This window comes from Hydrogenophaga sp. SL48, assembly GCF_021729865.1.
GTDB lineage: Bacteria > Pseudomonadota > Gammaproteobacteria > Burkholderiales > Burkholderiaceae_C > Hydrogenophaga.
In genome coordinates, this window is record NZ_CP063400.1 from 907,156 (window position 1) to 923,874 (window position 16,719).

Below are 16,719 nucleotides of genomic sequence, written 5' to 3' on the forward strand. Positions count from 1 at the left end.
CGGGGCGCTGACGCACGAAGGTGGGTGACCCGGGGCATGGTTCTGGGATGATACCGGGATGACCCTGAATGAACGCTGGCGCCAACTGGAAACCCTGCTGGGCGAACTCTGGCGCGACACGCTGAATTTCCCCTGGCGCAACACCGCGCTCACGCTGCGCGAACGCTTCCGCGAAGACCAGCTGGGCGTGGCCGCGTCCAGCCTGACCTTCACCACCACCATCTCGCTGGTGCCGCTGTTCACCGTGGCGCTGGCGATCTTCAGCGCCTTCCCCATGTTCGCGCGCCTGCAGACCACGCTGCAGCGCTGGCTGATCGAAAGCCTGGTGCCCGAGAACATCGCCAAGCAGGTGCTGAGCTACCTCAACCAGTTCGCCGCCAAGGCCGGGCAGATGGGCTGGGCCGGCGCGCTGATCCTGCTGGTGACGGCGCTGGCGCTGATCCTGACGATCGACCGCAAGCTCAACGACATCTGGCGCGTGCGCCAGCCCCGGCCGCTGACGCAGCGCATCCTCGTCTACTGGGCGGTGCTCACGCTCGGGCCGCTGCTGCTCGCCGCCAGCCTCGCCGCGACCTCCTACGCCGTGTCGGCGTCGAGTGGCATGGTGTCGGAACGGTCGGGTGTGCTGCGCCTGCTGCTCGACTCGCTGCAGTTCGCGCTGATGACCGGTGGCATGGCCGCGCTGTACCGCTTCGTGCCCAACACCCACGTGCGCTGGAGCCACGCGCTGGTGGGCGGCCTGTTCGTGGCCGGCGGCATCGAGCTGGCCAAGGGCGTGCTGACCTGGTACCTGGCCAAGGTGCCCACCTACTCGGTGGTCTACGGCACCTTTGCCACGGTGCCGATCCTGCTGGTGTGGTTCTACGTGGCCTGGGTGATCGTGCTGCTGGGCGCGGTGGTGGCCGCCTACCTGCCCAGCCTGCTCTCGGGCATCGCGCGGCGCGGCAACTACCCCGGCTGGCGTTTCCAGCTCGCGCTGGAGACGCTGGCGCAGCTGCACACGCTGCGCGAGACACCGCAGCGCGGCCTGAGCCTGCAGGCGCTGGCGCAGACCCTGCGCGTGGACCCGCTGCACCTGGAGGAGCCGGTGGCGGCGATGGTCGCGCTCGACTGGCTGGGGCGGCTGGACGAAGCCGACGAGCGCTACGTGCTGTTGCAAGACCCGGCGAACCTGCCGCTCGCGCCCCTGGCCCAGCGCCTGCTGCTGCCACAGTCGGCCAGCACCGAGGCCTTCTGGGCGACCAGCGGCCTGGACGCGATGACGGTGGCGCAGGCGCTGGAAGCGCCCTCCGTGCCCTGAGCTTCAGCGGACGCTGAACGGCGCGCGCAGAAAGCCGCGAAAACGCGCCCGCCCGCCCCGGGTGGGCGCCTCACTCAGCTGGAAATCCGGGAAGCGCCGAAGGAAACGGCCGATGGCGATGCGGCCCTCCAGCCGCGCCAGGCTCAGGCCCGCGCACTGGTGGATGCCGAAGCCGAAGGCGAGGTGTTTGTTGCCTTCGCGTTTCGGTTGCAGCGTTTCGGGCTGAGAGTAGACAGATGGGTCGCGGTTGGCCGCGCCGATGCACAGCGTGACCAGCGCGCCGGCGGGCAGGTCGATGCCACCCACCTGCGTGGCCACCAGCGCGCGCCGGTTGCCGAGCTGGTTGGACGATTCGAATCGCAGGCACTCGTCCACCGCCAGCGACAGCACCTGCTCTTGTGCCGCCGCGTCGCCCTCCGTGGCCCGCAGGTCGGCCAGCCACAGGGCTCGCGCCACCGGGAACTCCTGCATCAGGATCAGGCCGTTGCCGATCAGGTTGGTGGTGGTCTCATGGCCGGCGTTGAGCAGGAAGATGCAGTTCTGCAGCAGCTCGACCTCGCTGAGCCGGTCGCCACCGGTCTCGCCCTGGATCAGGCGCGTGAGCACGTCGCGCTCGGGGTCGCCCGGGGCCTTGCGCCGTTCGGCGACCAGACCGCGCAGGTAGTCCAGCATCTCGGTCACGCTGCGGTTGCCGGCGGCGTGCTGCGCGGGCGTGGGCACGGGTTCGAGCGCACCCAGGATGGCCAGCGACCAGTCGCGCAGCGGGCTGCGGTCGGCGTGCGGCACGCCCAGCAGGTTGCCGATGATCTCGACCGGAATGGCCGACGCGAAATCCTCGATCAGGTCGCCGCCGCCCTGCGCGTCGATGCGGTCGAGCAGGCTGTCCACCAGTGCGATCAGGCCTGGCTCCATGTCGGCGATGGCGCGGCGCGTGAGGGCGCCCATGATGAGCTTGCGCACGCGGGTGTGCAGCGGCGGATCGTTGAACACCAGGCTGGTGGTGTGGTGCTCGTAGAGCGGCGAATCCGACCCGTACTTGGGCGCGAATTCCACGTGTTTGTCGGAGCTGAAGGTGGCGGCGTCGCGGTACACCGCGACCAGGTCGGCGTGGCGGGTCAGGAAGTACGAACCGTCGGGCATGCGGCGCACCGGCTCCGTCTCGCGCAAGGCCGCGTACACCGGGTAGGGGTTGGCCAGGAAGTCGGCGGGCAGGGCGCGCAGGTCGAACGAGGTGGCGATGTCACGCGCGCGCTCGGCGCTCATGGGCGGGGTGATCTGGTGCGGCTGGATCATGGTCCGGCCATTGTGGCAGCGACCCCCGCGAAGAGGGTCACCTGTGCGCGGCGGTGTGCGGGGGCGGTGTTCAGGCCCGGCGGCGTTCGTTCGGCCGGTGCTCGTTCAGCATCTCGCCCGCGATCTCGCCGATGCGCGCCAGTGCCTGCATGCTGACCGGGTTCCAGGGGCCGGAGAAGTTCAGGCGCAGGCAATTCCGGTAGCGGTCGGTGGCGGTGAAGAGCTCGCCCGGGCCGAAGGTGATGCCCTCGCTGGCGCAGCGCTTGAACAGCGCCATGCTGTCAATCACCGGGTCCAGCTCCAGCCAGAGCGTGTCGCCCGAGGGCGGGTTGCTCACGCGCGTGCCGCTGGGAAAGTGGTGCCCGATCAGGTGGCGGGCCTCAAAGCGGCGCTGGCGCATGTGGGCGGTGAGGCGCCGCAGGTGGGCCTCGTAGCTGCCCTGGGTCAGCAGGTCGGCGAGTGCCTCTTCCAGCACCACGTTGGTGGCCGCGCCCTGCAGCCGTTTGTGGGTGGCGACGGCATCGCGCCAGCGGCCGGCCTCGACCCAGCCGAGGCGGATGCCCGGGGTGAGCGTCTTGGCAAACGAGCCACAGACCATGACGTTGCCTTCGGTGTCCCAGGCCTTGGCGGCCTTGCGGCGCTCGTCGCCGGACAAGAGGTCGTTGAACACCACGTCCTCGATCAGCGGCACGCGCCGCTGCGTCAGCAGGCGCACCAGCCGCTGCTTCGCCGCCAGCGGCATCACCGAGCCCAGCGGGTTGGACAGCGTGGGCGCGGCGAGCACGGCCTTGATGGGTTGCGTGTCCAGCGCCAGCTCCAGCGCGGGCAGCGAGAGGCCGGTGGCGGGGTGCGTGGGGATCTCCAGCACCCGCAGGCCCAGCGATTCGATCAGGTCGAGGTAGCCGAAAAAGGTGGGCGACTCCAGCGCCACCACGTCGCCTGGCTGCGTGACCGCGCGCAGGCACAGGCTCACGGCTTGCGTGCAGCTGGCGGTGATCACGATGTCGTTCGCGTCCAGCGCGCAGCCCAGGTGCAGGGCGCGCTGGGCCACGGCCTGGCGCAGCGCGGGCCGGCCCGCGTCGGCCTTGTTGTATTCGGTGAGGCTGCGGCGGTGCACGCGCGAGGCGCGGCCCACGGCCACGCGCAGCCGCGCGTCGTCAAACAGCTCGCTGCTCTGCGGCGTGAAGCCACCGAAGCTGGCGCGGTCACCGGGCTGGTGCAGCATGGCGAAGGCCTCGGAGCGGCTTTGCCGCTCCAGCAGGAAGCTGCGCTGCGGCGGCGCGCTCAGGCTGGGCTGGGCGATGCGCTGGGCGCGCTTCACGAAGTAACCCGCCTTGGGCCGGGCCTGCACCAGGCCCTGCTCTTCGAGCTGGCGGTAGGCCTGCATGACGGTGGAGATGGACACACCCTGGGTCAGCGCCGTTTCGCGCACCGAAGGCAGGCGCTGGCCGGTCTTGAAGCTGCCGCCGTGGATCAGCTGCGCCAGCGCCTGCGCGATCTGCTGGTACAGCGGCAGGGCAGGGGCGGGTTCGGCCGACGGGACCGGACACAGCGCCAGGGTGGGTGGCGGGGCGGACATGGCCTTTCCATGCTAACCGAGGGGCCGTGGTCCGGCGCCGCGGGAGGGGCGCTGCGACCGGTACAGATGGACCCGAAACCGACCACACAGATGGGGTCTGTGCGGCATCTGGTGGCTCGAACTGTGTGGTCTGTGTGTCTGTTGCGCCAGCGCCCGAAACGGGACAGTGGAGCCTCATCCACAGGAGGCCCGCCATGCACCCCACCACCGCCCAGACCACCCGCCTCTTGCCGCGCCAGACCCGGCTCATCCACGCCAGCCACGGCATGCGGCTGCGGGTGGTCAGCGGCCGCCTCTGGCTGACCCAGCCGAACGTGGCGCAGGACCTGTTTCTCGGCCCCGGCGCCACCATCGACCTGCTGCAGGACTGGGTGGTGATCGGCGCCGACGCCGAGCCCCGCCGATCCGAGGACGCGCCGTCCTGCTACAGCGAGTACCTGCTGACGCCGCTGGTGGCGCCCGCGCCCCGGCGCAACTGGAGTGCCGCCGTCTGGCGCGCGCTGCGCCGACTGGCCGGCCGGGCCACGGCGACGACCTGCAGCGTGTGGGAGCGTTCGTTCGCCCGCTGAGGTTCAGCGGCCCTGCAGGAAGTCCCGGATGGCGAACAGCGTGGCGTCCGGGGTTTCGGTCATCTGGTGGTGGCCCACGGGCAGGCTCACGATCCGCACCGCCTTCCCGGCCGCCTGGGCGGCCTTGATCAGGCCCTGCGCGGCCTTGGGCGGTGTCATCTGGTCCTGGGCGCCGAGCAGGAACAGCACCGGGCAGGTGAGGGTCGCCATCGCGGCCTCGCCACCCGCGTAGGTGTCGCAGGCCACGAAGCCCCGGTGGAACACGTTCACCTTCGTGTTGCTGGCCAGCACCCGTTGGCCCAGCGCCATGCTGCCGCCGTAGACCCAGGTGCCCGGGCCGAGCGCCGATGGCGGCGCGGCCAGCGTGCTGCGCGAGAACACGTTGACCATGGTCAGCGCCTTCATGGGCTGGTTCAGCGAAGCCTCGATCAGCGCGGGCGAGACCTCCATGGGAAAGGCCGTGCCCACGAGCACCAGGTGGCTCACGCGCTGCTTCAGCCGGGCGGCGGCTTCCATGGCGATCAGCGAGCCCCAGCTGTGGCCCACCAGCGCGGCGGTCTGCGCACCCGCCGCGTCGAGCAGGGCACCGACGAAGTCGGCCGCAGCCTCGACCGAGGAGGGCGCTTCGCCGCCGCTCCGGCAATGGCCTGGCAGGTCCACCGCGAGCACGTTGAAGCCGTGGTTGGCCAGGTAGCGGCTCTGCAGGGCCCAGACGCTGTGGTCGTTGACCACGCCGTGGATGAAGACGACGGTGGGCTTGGCGGGGTCGAAGGCTTTGCCGCCGGTGTAGCAGTAGGTGGTTGCGCCATTGACTTGCAGGTACATGGTCAGGACTCCCGCCGGGCCGCCCCAAGGGAGGCCTTCGCCCCCTTGGGGGGCAGTGAATACACGAAGTGATGAACGTGGGGGTTCATGGCTTGCCCGCTTTCTCTGCGGCCTTGAGCGCTCGTTTCAGGTCGTCGATCAGGTCGTCCGGGTCTTCCAGTCCGATGGAAAGGCGGATCGTGCCGGGGCCGATGCCCGCACCCGCGAGCGCCTCGTTGCTCATCCGAAAATGGGTGGTGCTGGCGGGGTGGATCACCAGCGAGCGGCAGTCGCCGACGTTGGCCAGGTGGCTGAAGATCTTGAGCGCCTCGATGAAGGCCTTGCCCTGTTCGCGCGAACCTTTGATGTCGAAGCTGAACACCGCGCCCGCGCCCTTCGCGCCGTGCTTCAGCAGCTTCTGCGCGAGCGCGTGGCTGGGGTGCGATTCGAGCAGCGGGTGGCCCACGCGGCCCACCAGCGGGTGGCTGGCAAGGAAGCCCACCACCTTTTCGGTGTTGCTCATGTGCCGCTCCATGCGCAGCGACAGCGTTTCCAGCCCCTGCAGGATCAGCCAGGCACTGTGCGGCGAGAGGCAGGCGCCGAAGTCGCGCAGGCCTTCGCGGCGCGCGCGCAGCAGGAAGGCGCCGACCGTGCTTTCTTCGCTGAAGGTCATGCCGTGGAAACCGTCGTAGGGCTCGGTCAGCTCGGGGAATTTCCCCGAGGCGTCCCAGTCGAAGCTGCCGCCGTCCACCACCACGCCGCCGATCACGGTGCCGTGGCCGCTCAGGAATTTGGTGGCCGAGTGGTAGATGAGGTCGGCACCGTGCTCGAAAGGCTTGATCAGGTAAGGCGTGGTCAGCGTGCTGTCCACCAGCAGCGGCACTTTCGCCTCGTGCGCGATCTGGGCCACGGTGGGGATGTCCAGCACGTCCAGCCCGGGGTTGCCCACGGTTTCGCCAAAGAACAGCCGGGTGTTCGGCCGCACGGCGGCCTTCCAGCCATCGATGTCGCCGGGCTTCACGAAGGTGGTGTCGATGCCGAAGCGGCGCAGTGTGTAGTGCAGCAGGTTCTGGCTGCCGCCGTAGAGCGCGGTGCTGGCCACGATGTGCGAGCCCGCGCCCATGAGGGTGGCGATGCTCAGGTGCAGCGCGGCCTGGCCGCTGGCGACCGAGATGGCGCCGATGCCGCCTTCGAGCGCCGCCATGCGCTGCTCGAACACCGCGTTGGTCGGGTTGCTGATGCGGCTGTAGACGTGGCCGGCGCGCTCCAGGTTGAACAGCGCGGCGGCGTGGTCGGTGGACTCGAATACAAAAGACGTGGTGAGGTGGATCGGCACGGCGCGTGCGCCGGTGGCGTCGGGTGTGGCGCCGGCGTGCAGCGCCAGCGTGTCGAAGCCGGGGTCGGAATATCCGGGCATGAACGTGTCTCCAGTTGTTCAACACGCCCCCCAAAGGCGTGAGATTTGCTGGATTGTGGGCTATATTGCGGTGCATGCCAGCCATGCTGGGGACAGCCAAACACCGAGGAGAAGAGACATGAAAGTCAGTGACATCCTGCGCGTCAAGGGCGGCACGCTCTACACCATCCAACCGGACGAATCGCTCAGCCGGGCGATCGAAACCATGGCCCAGTTCGACATCGGTTCGCTGGCGGTCATGAACCATGGCGAGCTGGTGGGCATGTTGACCTTCCGCGAGGTGATCCACACGCTGGCCAAGAACGGTGGCAGCCTCGGTGACCGCACGGTTCGCTCGGTGATGGACGATCACCCCATGAGCTGCACGCCCGAAACCGAGCTCGAACAGGTGCGCCCGCTCATGCTGGAGCGCCACACCCGCTACATGCCCGTCATGGACAACAAGATGCTGATGGGCGTGATCAGCTTCTACGACGTGGCCAAGGCGGTGGTGGACAGCCAGAACTTCGAGAACAAGATGCTCAAGGCCTACATCCGCGACTGGCCCGAAGAAGAAACCGGCAAGAACGAGCCGAACTTCCCCTGAGCGCTCCCCGCTTCAAAACAAAACGCCCCGTGATCCGGGGCGTTTTGTTTTGAACGATCGTTTGAGCGAGGTGGCGCCAACCCAGAACACCGCGGGGCTGGCTTTGCCAGACCGCTGGTGTTGCCCCCAGCAGGGGGGTGACGCGCGCAGCGCGGCGCGGGGGGTTACATCGAACCATGGATCATGTCTCTGACGCGCGGATAGATCTGCTGGTTCCACCGGCGACCGCTGAACACACCGTAGTGGCCCACGCCGGTCTGGATGTGGTGGGTCTTCAGGTAGGGACGCACGTTCGGGCACAGGTCCTGCGCGGCCACCGTCTGGCCCACGGCGCAGATGTCGTCACGCTCGCCCTCGACCGTCATCAGCGCGGTGCGGCGGATCGCGGCCGGATTCACGGTGCGGCCCTGGTAGGTCAGTGCGCCGCGCGGCAGGTCGTAGGTCTGGAACACCTTCTCCACGGTCTCCAGGTAGAACTCGGCCGGCAGGTCGTTGACCGCCAGGTATTCCTCGTAGAAGTCCTGGATGATCGCGGCTTCCTCCACCCGGCCGTGCTCCAGGTGCTCGTAGATGTTGCGGAACGACTGCTTGTGGCGCTCCGGGTTCATGCTGATGAAGGCCGAGAGCTGCACGAAGCCCGGGTAGACGCGGCGCATGAAGCCCGCGTGCGGCAGCGGCACGTGGCTGATCAGGTTCTTCTCGAACCACTCGATGGGCTTGCTGGTGGCCAGTTTGTTGACCTCGGTCGGGTTGACCCGGCAGTCCACCGGGCCGGCCATGAGCGTGAGACTGCGCGGCTGGGCCGGGTGGTCGTCTTCGGCCATGACGGCCGTGGCGGCCAGCGCGGCCACGCAGGGCTGGCACACCGCGATCATGTGGCTGCCTTCGCCCACGGCTGCCGTGAAGCGCATCAGGTAGCCGATGTAGTCGTCCAGGCTGAAGCCGCCGTGCAGCAGCGAGACGTCGCGCGCGTTGTGCCAGTCGGTGATGTAGACGTCGTGGTCCTGCAGCAGCGTGCGCGCGGTTTCGCGCAGCAGCGTGGCGAAGTGGCCCGATAGCGGCGCAGCCAGCAGGACCTTGGGTTGGTCTTGCAGGCCGGGGTCGTCCTTGCGAAAGCGCAGCAGGGTGCCGAAGGGCAGGGTGAGCACGGTCTCTTCGACCACGGGCACCTCCCGCTCGCCGACCATGACCGAGTGGATGTTGTACGGCGGGCGCGAGTGGGTGAGGCGCAGGCGCGAGAGCACGTCGCAGGCGGCGGCCACCTTGCGCACCATGGTGCGTTCGGTTTTCTGCAGCCACAGCGATGCGCTGAGGTGCTGCGCTGCGAGCCGCAGCGGGGAGACCAGGTCGGACTGAAATTGGTAAGCCTGATACAGCATGACGGTCTTTCCTGTGGGTGATACCGCCTGCAGGCAAGGAACGGGCCAGCCGCGTGCACGGCGCTGGTGCGGTCGCCGTGCACAAAGGTGGCACAGGGATTGCTCAACAGACCCTCAACGAGGAGTGTTCCATGGCCAAAGCGGTTCTCACGATCAGCAGCAAAAACTACGGCGCCTGGGCCTTTCGCGGCTGGCTGATGGCCAAGCTGGCCCGGCTGGAGTTCACCGAACACGTCATTTCGCCCGACGACCCGGCCATGAAGGCCGAAATGCTGCTGCTCTCGGCCTCGATGCGCGTGCCCTCGCTGGACCACGACGGCGTGCACGTGTGGGACACGCTCGCCATCGGCGAATACCTCAACGAAATCAAACCCAAGGCCGGTCTGCTGCCGGCCGACCGCGCGGCGCGCGCACACTGCCGCGCGATCTGCGGCGAGATGCACTCGGGGTTCTCGGCCCTGCGGTCCTCGTTGCCCATGAACATCAAGGCGCATTTCCCGGGCTTCAAGCTCTGGTCGCGGGCCCAGACCGACATCGACCGCATCGAGATCATCTGGCAGGAATGCCTGGCGAAATATGGCGGCCCGTTCCTGTTCGGCGCCAAGCCCTGCATCGCCGACGCGATGTTCGCGCCGGTGGTCATGCGCTTCATCACCTACGACGTGCCGCTGGACGAGGGCTGCGTCGCCTATTGCGACGCCATCACGGCGCTGCCGGCGGTGAAAGAGTGGGTGGCGGCGGCTGAGGAGGAGCCGGACGAGATCGACGAACTCGATGCGGAGTTCTGAAAGGCGGGCACGGCCCGCCTTTCAGAACGGTCACTCAAGCCCAGGGCGTGGGCGGCGGGATCTCGCACACCGGGTCCACCGGCACCGATTTGAAATCCGCCGGGGAGACGATCTCCAGGTACTCCATGTCGGGTGAGTAGTCGAACAGGTAGTGGCGGATGCCCGGGCGCTGGTGCACCACGTCGCCCGCTTCCACCAGGGTCACCTGGTCTTCGTACATGAACTTGGCCCAGCCCTTGGTCATGATCACGATCTGGAAATCGGCCTCGTGGATGTGCCAGCCCGTGCCGCCGTCGGGGGGCAGGTTGGCTTTCACCAGGTGCGCGACCACCTGGCCGTGTGTGGCGGCGGCGATGCCCAGGTCGCGGTAGAGGAAGAAGTCGCGCAGGCCGCCGCGAATGAACTCGGTTTCGCCGGGTTTGACGTGGGAGAACAGGGTGGTGGTCCGGTCCAGCATGGGGCGCTCCTTGTCGGGTGGGGCAATCGGATTGTTGCGATGCAGCACAAAGCATGAAATGTTCCATTGGCCTTTCTGCCCGGATCGGGACGCCGGTGCACCGCCATCCGCGCCGGCACGCACCAAGCTGGGTTTGGCGGCACCATCCCGGTCACCGCATGCCCCTCTGGGATAATCCGGTCCACTATGAGCGGCAACACCTTCGGCACCCTGTTTTGCGTCACCAACTTCGGTGAATCCCACGGCCCGGCCATCGGCTGCGTGATCGACGGCTGCCCGCCCGGCATGCCGCTGACCGAGGCCGACATCCAGTTCGACCTGGACCGCCGCCGGCCCGGCACCAGCAAGTTCGTGACCCAGCGCAACGAGCCCGACGCGGTGGAAATCCTGAGCGGCGTGTACGAGGGCCAGACCACCGGCACGCCCATCGCCCTGCTGATCCGCAACACCGACCAGCGCAGCAAGGACTACGGCAACATCCTGCAGACCTTCCGCCCGGGCCACGCCGACTACACCTACTGGCAGAAGTTCGGCATCCGCGACCCGCGTGGTGGCGGCCGCAGCTCGGCCCGCCTGACCGCGCCCACCGTGGCCGCGGGCGCCGTGGCCAAGAAGTGGCTGAAAGACAAATACGGCACCACGTTCCACGCCTGCATGACGCAGGTGGGCGACGTGGCCATCGCCTTCGAAAGCTGGGACCACGTGCCCCACAACCCGTTCTTCGCACCGGTGGCCGACGTCTCGGCCATCGAGACCTTCATGAACGAGTTGCGCAAGAGCGGCGACTCCTGCGGCGCGCGACTGCGCGTGGTCGCGCAGAACATGCCGGTGGGCCTGGGCCAGCCGCTGTACGACAAGCTCGATGCCGACATCGCCTACGCGATGATGGGCTTGAACGCCGTCAAGGGCGTGGAGATCGGCGCCGGTTTCGCCAGCGTGACCGACCGCGGCAGCACGCACGGCGACTCGCTCACCCCCGAAGGTTTTGTGGGCAACAAGTCGGGCGGCGTGCTCGGCGGCATCAGCACCGGACAGGACCTGGACGTGTCCATCGCCATCAAACCCACCAGCTCCATCCTGATCCCGCGCGACAGCATCGACGTGGCGGGCGCGCCCACCGAGGTGATCACCAAGGGCCGTCACGACCCCTGCGTCGGCATCCGCGCCGCGCCCATCATGGAAGCCCTGCTCGCGCTGGTGGTGATGGACCACGCGCTGCGGCACCGCGCGCAGTGCGGTGATGTGCACGTGGACACGCCGGACATCGCGGCTGCTTCGCGCGTGTGATCCGTTCACCGTTCGGGCTGAGCCTGTCGAAGCCCTCGCGAGCCCTTCGACAGGCTCAGGGCAAACGGGGGTTTCTGTGAGTCAGCGAAAACAACTCTTGCCTTTCGCCGCGCTCTCCGCCAGCTACTTCGCGCACATCGGCTTCTTCAACCCCTACCTGCCGCTCTGGCTCAAAGAGCTGGGCTTCGGCCTGATCGCCATCAGCGTGCTGACCTCGGTGCAGTCGGCCACGCGCCTGTTTGCGCCCTACGCCTGGGGCACGCTCTCCGACCGCACGGGCGAGCGCGTGAAGCTGCTGCGCTACGGCGCCACGGTGGCGCTGCTGCTGTCCGTCGGCCTGTGGTTCCCGCTCGGGGGCGTGGCGTTGTTCATCGTGCTGCTGCTCATGTTCACCCACACCAGCGCCATGATGCCCATGAGCGAGGCGGCGCTCGCCCACCTGGTGAGCCAGGGCGGGGCGTTTGACGCCAAGCGCTACGGCCGCGTGCGGCTCTGGGGCTCGCTGGGTTTCCTGATCACCGTGATGGTGGCGGGCTGGTGGTTCGAGCGCTTCGGCATGGGGCACTTCCCGGCCTGGACACTGGTGACGCTGATCGCGGTGGTGGTGAGCGTGTGGTGGCTGCCGGACTTCAAGGAGGTCGTGCACCACGACGAGGACCACCCGGCGGTCTGGCCGCTGCTGCGCCAGCCGCCGGTGCGCTGGTTCTTCGCGGCGGTGTTCTTCCACGTGCTCGCGCACATCTTCATCTACGTCTTCTTCTCGCTCTACCTCGATTCGCTGGGCTACAGCAAGACGGTGATCGGCCTGCTGTGGGCCGTGTCGGTGCTGATCGAGATCGGCTGGTTCTTCAGCCAGGGGCGCTGGCTGCCGCTGCTCTCGCTCACCGGCTGGCTGGTGCTCGCGTCCGCGCTCATGGCCCTGCGCATGGGGCTCACCGCCGGCCTGCCGCTGCTGTGGCCGCTGCTGCTGGCCGCGCAGGCGCTGCACGCCATCACCTTCGCCGCGCACCACACGGTGTGCATCGCGCTGCTCTCGCACCACTTCCCGGGCCGGCTGCGCGGGCGCGGGCAGGCGCTCTACACCGTGGTGGGCTACGGCTTTCCGGGTGTGATCGGCGGGCTGGGCGGCGGGGTGCTGAGTTCGGCCTTCGGCCTGGCCAGCGTGTTCTGGCTCTCGGCCGCCTGCGCGTTGGTGGCGACCGGCTGCGCGCTGCGGCTGCGCGCGCTGGCGCACCGCGCCCCGTGAGCTGAGCGCCCCCACGGGCCGGCGCTCAGCCCCGCATCTTGCGCAGCAGCAGCTCCTTCATCACCTGGATCGGGGCCTCGCGCCCGCGGCCGCGCCGCGTGGCCAGCATGAACTGCGACTGGTAGCCGAACGCGGCGGGCAGCAGCACGCGCAGCCGGGCCTGGTCCACCCAGGGCTGGGCGTAGTGCTCGGGCAGATAACCCACATAACCGCCCGAGAGGATCAGGATCAGCTGGGCCTCCATGCTTTCCACCGTGGCCACGCTGTGCTTGAAGCCGTGGCGGCCCAGTTCGGTCTGGCTCCAGTAGCTGCGGCGCACCATGTTGAGGTCCGACACCAGCGCCTCCGGGATCTGCCGCTGGCCGTACATCGGGTGGCGGTCGCTGCAATAGAGCCACTGCTGTTCCCGGTAGAGCGGCTGGAACACCAGGCCCGGCGGGCGCGTGGGGAAAAAGCCCATCGCCAGGTCCAGCTCGTTGTTCAGCACCCCCTCCTGCAGCTCGTAGGGGCTCTTCACGAACAGGCTCAGGTGCACCGCCGGGTAGCGCTGGCAGAACACCCCGATGGCGTCGGGCAGGGGCAGGGTGGGGTCGGTCACGGTGGAGTCCAGCACCCCGAGCTTGAGGGTGCCCTGCAGATCGCCCTTGAGTGATGCGGCGTAGGCGCCGAAGCCGTCGAGCTCACCCAGCAGCCGCTGGGTTTCGGCCAGCAGGCGTTCGCCCCGTTCCGTGAGCGAGAAGCCGCCGCGCCCGCGCTCGCAGAGCTTGAAGCCGAGCCGGGTCTCCAGCTGCCCCATGTAGGTGCTGATGGCCGAGGTGGTGAGGTTGAGTTCCTGCTGGGCCTTGGCAAAACCCTGGTGGCGCGCGACGCACACAAAGATGCGCAGCAGCTTGAAATCGGGCGGGGTGGACATGGGGCCGGATTGGTTGTGATTTTTCTGAACTGAGTATTTGGTTCTGAGCATTTGTCGTGCCAGCGCCCGGTTCAAGAATGCGGCCAACGCCATGTGATGCCCCCGCCATGAACCCCACCGACCTGCCCCCGTCCCTGAACCAGCCACAAGGTGGCAACGAGATGCCGCGCTTCGCCGGGCGCGGCACCATGCTGCGCCTGCCCCCGGCCGACGACCCGGCCGACCTGGACGTCGCCTTCATCGGCGTGCCGCTGGACATCGGCACCTCGCTGCGCGCCGGCACCCGCTTCGGCCCGCGCAGCATCCGCAACGAGTCGGTGATGATCCGCCCCTACCACATGGCCACGGGCGCGGCCCCGTTCGACGCCCTGCAGGTGGCCGACCTGGGCGACGTGCCCATCAACACCTACAACCTGCTGGCCTCGGTCGACATCATCCAGGCCTATTTCGAGCGCCTGCTGCCGCACCGTGTGGTGCCGCTGGCGCTGGGCGGCGACCACACGATCACGCTGCCCATCCTGCGCGCGCTGGTCCAGAAACACGGCCCGGTGGGGCTGATCCATGTGGACGCCCACACCGACACCAACGACCACATGTTCGGCGAGAAGATCGCCCACGGCACCACCTTCCGCCGCGCGGTGGAAGAAGGCCTGCTGGACTGCCGGCGCGTGGTGCAGATCGGGCAGCGCGCCCAGGGCTACACCAGCGGCGATTTCCAGTGGGGCGTGGACCAGGGCTTTCGCCTGTTCACCGCCGAGCAGTGCTGGCACCGCTCGCTGGCGCCGCTGATGGACGAGGTGCGCCAGATCGTGGCCGGCGGCCCGGTCTACCTGAGCTTCGACATCGACGGCATCGACCCCGCCTGGGCGCCCGGCACCGGCACGCCCGAGGTGGGCGGCCTCACCAGCATCCAGGCGCTGGAGATCGTGCGTGGCTGCCGCGGCCTGCCGCTGATCGGCGGTGATCTGGTGGAGGTCTCGCCGCCCTACGACCAGAGCGGCAACACCGCGCAGCTGGCCGCCAACCTGCTGTACGAAATGCTCTGCGTCTTGCCCGGCGTTCCACGCCGATGACACCCCCCTGCGCGGCTGCGCCGCTACCCCCCCGCTCTGGCGCGCCTGCGGCGCTGGGCAGGGGGACGGCACCTGAGGCCCGGCGAAGCCGGTTCCTCGGTGCCCCTGGTCGAAGACACCGCTTGCATCCACTTCTGAAACACCGACATGACCTCTGAACACCGGTTCCCCCAGCCGCAGGACGCCGCCCAGGTGCCGCGCTACGCCGGCCTGCCCACCTTCATGCGCCTGCCCATGGCCGACCCCGACCGGCTGGGCGAGGTCGACATCGGCCTGATCGGCGTGCCCTGGGACGCCGGCACCACCAACCGCGCGGGCGCCCGCCACGGCCCGCGCGAGGTGCGCAACCAGTCGTCGCTGATGCGCAAGGTGCACCACGTCAGCCGCATCGCGCCCTACGACCTGGCCCGCGTGGCCGACCTGGGCGACGTGGCCCTGCCGCCCATGGACCTGATGCTCGGCCTGGACCTGATCGACGCCTTCTACCGCCGGGTGCACGCGGCCGGCGTGCGGCCGCTGTCGGTGGGCGGCGATCACCTGGTCACGCTGCCGGTGTTCCGCGGCATCGCCCGCGGCGCGGCGGTCGGCATGGTGCATTTCGACGCGCACTCCGACACCAACGACAGCTACTTCGGTGGCCAGCGCTACACCCACGGCACGCCGTTCCGCCGCGCGGTGGAAGAGGGCCTGCTCGACCCGAAGCGCACGGTGCAGATCGGCGTGCGCGGTTCGGTCTACGACCCGGCCGACCTCGACTTCGCGAAGGCCGTGGGCATCCGCGTGATCCAGATGGAAGAGGTGGCCGCGCGCAGCGACGACGACCTGCTGGCCGAGGCGCGCGCCATCGTCGGCGAGGCGCCCACCTACATCAGCTTCGACGTCGACTGCCTCGACCCCTGTTACGCGCCGGGCACCGGCACGCCCGAGATCGGAGGCATGACCACGCTGCAGGCGCAGCACCTGGTGCGCGGTCTGCAGGGGCTGAACCTGATCGGCGCCGATGTGGTGGAGGTGAGCCCGCCCTTCGACGTGGGCGGCGTCACCGCGCTGGTGGGCGCCACCATGGCCTTCGAGCTGTTGTGCCTCTTGGCCGATGCCCACGCCAGGTTCGGCCGCCTGCCGGTGGCGGGCGTGGGGGTCGCCCTATGAAGCTCGACCTGTTCCGCTCCCTCTGGGGCTGGCAGGGCGACTGGGCCCGCTGCGCGGCCGAGCTGCGCCAGATCGGCTGCGTGGGGGTGGAGGCGCGCCTGCCCACCGACCCCTACGCCCAGCGCGCGCTGCGCCAGAGCCTGCAGCAGGAAGACCTCGCCTACATCGCCGTGGTGTTCACCGGCGGCGACGTGGTGCCGCACCAGGGCTGGACCCTGCAGCAGCACTGGGACCGGCTGGCGCTGTCCATAGCCGGGGCGCAGGCCGTGGGCGCGCGTTTCCTCAACGTGCTGCCCGGCAACGACCGCTGGCCGCTGGCGCAGCAGGTGGAGTTCTTCGGCCGCGCGCAGGCGCTGGCCGACGCGGCGGGTGCCATCTGCAGCTTCGAGATCCACCGCGCCACCTCGCTCTACAGCCCCTGGGTGGCGCTGGACGTGATCGCGCAGCTGCCGCAGCTGCGCTTCACCGCCGACATCAGCCACTGGGTGGTGGTGTGCGAACGCCTGCTCGACGACCCGGCCGACGACCTCACGCCCTTCATTCAGCGGGTGCACCACGTGCAGGCGCGCGTGGGCTACGACCAGGGGCCGCAGGTGCCGCACCCGGCCGCGCCCGAGTACGCGCGCAGCCTGGCGTTTCACCAAAGCGTGTGGGAGCGCATCTGGGCCGCGCAGCAGGCCCGGGGCCAGGCGGTGACCACGCTCACGCCCGAGTTCGGCCCCGACGGCTACACGCACCTGCTGCCCTTCACCCAGGCGCCCGTCGCCGACGTGTGGGCGCTCAACCAGTGGATGACCCGCACCGAGGCCGAGCACTTCGCGCGCTGGCAGGCGTCCACCGCCACCGATTCTTCCGTTGTTTCTTCCTGACCGGGTTCCC

The 16,719-nt window shown here is 69.0% G+C and carries 16 protein-coding genes; 9 read left to right on the forward strand and 7 right to left on the reverse strand.

Annotation, left to right across the window (positions count from 1 at the left end; all coding sequences use genetic code 11):
* Positions 1–58 precede the first annotated feature (58 nt).
* Positions 59–1,300, forward strand: coding sequence for a YihY family inner membrane protein (locus tag IM738_RS04375; protein WP_236964671.1), 1,242 nt, complete (start codon positions 59–61; stop codon positions 1,298–1,300).
* Positions 1,301–1,303: 3 nt separating this feature from the next.
* Here the strand turns inward: IM738_RS04375 and IM738_RS04380 are convergent, their stop codons facing one another.
* Positions 1,304–2,593, reverse strand: a complete 1,290-nt coding sequence (locus IM738_RS04380; protein WP_236964672.1) for a cytochrome P450 — start codon at positions 2,591–2,593, stop codon at positions 1,304–1,306.
* Between the two features lie 70 nt (positions 2,594–2,663).
* On the reverse strand, positions 2,664–4,172 hold the full coding sequence (locus IM738_RS04385) for an aminotransferase-like domain-containing protein (protein ID WP_236964673.1): 1,509 nt from the start codon (positions 4,170–4,172) through the stop codon (positions 2,664–2,666).
* 194 nt (positions 4,173–4,366) lie between these two features.
* On the opposite strand from IM738_RS04385, the gene IM738_RS04390 reads away from it, so the two are divergent.
* Positions 4,367–4,741: a DUF2917 domain-containing protein gene (locus tag IM738_RS04390; protein ID WP_236964674.1), complete on the forward strand. Its 375-nt coding sequence runs from the start codon at positions 4,367–4,369 to the stop codon at positions 4,739–4,741.
* A 3-nt stretch (positions 4,742–4,744) separates the two neighbouring features.
* Here the strand turns inward: IM738_RS04390 and IM738_RS04395 are convergent, their stop codons facing one another.
* Positions 4,745–5,566, reverse strand: coding sequence for an alpha/beta fold hydrolase (locus tag IM738_RS04395; RefSeq protein WP_236964675.1), 822 nt, complete (start codon positions 5,564–5,566; stop codon positions 4,745–4,747).
* Positions 5,567–5,651: 85 nt separating this feature from the next.
* On the reverse strand, positions 5,652–6,962 hold the full coding sequence (locus IM738_RS04400; protein WP_236964676.1) for an O-acetylhomoserine aminocarboxypropyltransferase: 1,311 nt from the start codon (positions 6,960–6,962) through the stop codon (positions 5,652–5,654).
* A 118-nt stretch (positions 6,963–7,080) separates the two neighbouring features.
* Here IM738_RS04400 and IM738_RS04405 point away from each other — a divergent pair, with 118 nt between their 5' ends.
* Positions 7,081–7,548, forward strand: coding sequence for a CBS domain-containing protein (locus IM738_RS04405; protein WP_236964677.1), 468 nt, complete (start codon positions 7,081–7,083; stop codon positions 7,546–7,548).
* Between the two features lie 164 nt (positions 7,549–7,712).
* On the opposite strand, the gene IM738_RS04410 is transcribed toward IM738_RS04405, so the two are convergent.
* On the reverse strand, positions 7,713–8,927 hold the full coding sequence (locus IM738_RS04410) for a polyhydroxyalkanoate depolymerase (RefSeq protein ID WP_236964678.1): 1,215 nt from the start codon (positions 8,925–8,927) through the stop codon (positions 7,713–7,715).
* Positions 8,928–9,058: 131 nt separating this feature from the next.
* On the opposite strand from IM738_RS04410, the gene IM738_RS04415 reads away from it, so the two are divergent.
* Positions 9,059–9,715: a glutathione S-transferase gene (locus tag IM738_RS04415; RefSeq protein WP_236964679.1), complete on the forward strand. Its 657-nt coding sequence runs from the start codon at positions 9,059–9,061 to the stop codon at positions 9,713–9,715.
* A gap of 34 nt (positions 9,716–9,749) precedes the next feature.
* On the opposite strand, the gene IM738_RS04420 is transcribed toward IM738_RS04415, so the two are convergent.
* Positions 9,750–10,172 (reverse strand): cupin domain-containing protein, encoded by a 423-nt coding sequence (locus tag IM738_RS04420; RefSeq protein ID WP_236964680.1) that lies wholly within the window; start codon positions 10,170–10,172, stop codon positions 9,750–9,752.
* Between the two features lie 186 nt (positions 10,173–10,358).
* Between IM738_RS04420 and aroC the strand changes: the two genes are divergently transcribed.
* Both aroC and IM738_RS04430 read left to right on the forward strand, forming a co-directional pair.
* Positions 10,359–11,459 carry a chorismate synthase gene (gene aroC / locus IM738_RS04425; protein ID WP_236964681.1) on the forward strand — a complete coding sequence of 367 codons (1,101 nt, stop codon included), beginning with the start codon at positions 10,359–10,361 and terminating at the stop codon, positions 11,457–11,459.
* Positions 11,460–11,535: 76 nt separating this feature from the next.
* Entirely contained in the window at positions 11,536–12,705 is a 1,170-nt protein-coding gene (locus IM738_RS04430; protein ID WP_236964682.1) for an MFS transporter, read from the forward strand.
* Positions 12,706–12,730: 25 nt separating this feature from the next.
* On the opposite strand, the gene IM738_RS04435 is transcribed toward IM738_RS04430, so the two are convergent.
* The gene (locus tag IM738_RS04435) at positions 12,731–13,618 is read right to left on the reverse strand and encodes a LysR family transcriptional regulator (protein ID WP_236964683.1); all 888 of its coding nucleotides are present in this window, start codon (positions 13,616–13,618) and stop codon (positions 12,731–12,733) included.
* Positions 13,619–13,725: 107 nt separating this feature from the next.
* Between IM738_RS04435 and speB (IM738_RS04440) the strand changes: the two genes are divergently transcribed.
* The 3 genes from speB (IM738_RS04440) (at position 13,726) to IM738_RS04450 (ending at position 16,709) form a co-directional block, all read left to right on the forward strand.
* A complete protein-coding gene (gene speB / locus IM738_RS04440; RefSeq protein WP_236964684.1) occupies positions 13,726–14,691 on the forward strand; it encodes an agmatinase in 966 nt (321 codons plus the stop codon).
* Between the two features lie 147 nt (positions 14,692–14,838).
* Positions 14,839–15,840 carry an agmatinase gene (gene speB / locus IM738_RS04445; RefSeq protein WP_236964685.1) on the forward strand — a complete coding sequence of 334 codons (1,002 nt, stop codon included), beginning with the start codon at positions 14,839–14,841 and terminating at the stop codon, positions 15,838–15,840.
* Positions 15,837–16,709: a sugar phosphate isomerase/epimerase family protein gene (locus IM738_RS04450; protein WP_236964686.1), complete on the forward strand. Its 873-nt coding sequence runs from the start codon at positions 15,837–15,839 to the stop codon at positions 16,707–16,709. Before speB (IM738_RS04445) ends, IM738_RS04450 begins: the two co-directional genes overlap by 4 nt.
* Positions 16,710–16,719: the final 10 nt, after the last annotated feature.